At 42.4% G+C, this 257-nt stretch carries 1 pseudogene; it reads left to right on the top strand.

Annotation, left to right across the window (positions count from 1 at the left end):
- Positions 1–208 (top strand): annotated as a pseudogene (locus tag AB4585_RS26530) (SPOR domain-containing protein); the annotation flags it as partial.
- Between the last annotated feature and the right edge of the window lie 49 nt (positions 209–257).

Here is a 257-nt window from a genome sequence, read left to right as displayed (position 1 = left end):
CAATATGCCTGAAGCACTCGAGAAGAGAAACGAGCTGCTAAGTACAGATCTCCCTATTACTATTCGTCCTGCTGATCTTGGTGAGTCAGGCACCTGGTTCAGGCTGTTAAGTGGTGAATTCTCAAGTTATCGCCAAGCCAAAAATTACGCAAACCAGAACCAAGATACCTTAAAAGATCATAGCTACTTTATTCAAGTGATTCGCTAGGAGCGCAATGATGAATAAGCAAAGAGGCGTAGTTTCAATAGAGTTTGGA

This window comes from Vibrio sp. 10N.222.49.C9, from assembly GCF_041474985.1.
GTDB lineage: Bacteria > Pseudomonadota > Gammaproteobacteria > Enterobacterales > Vibrionaceae > Vibrio > Vibrio crassostreae_C.
The sequence above is the reverse complement of the archived record's forward strand: the minus strand, read 5'-3'. Positions and strand labels throughout refer to the sequence as shown.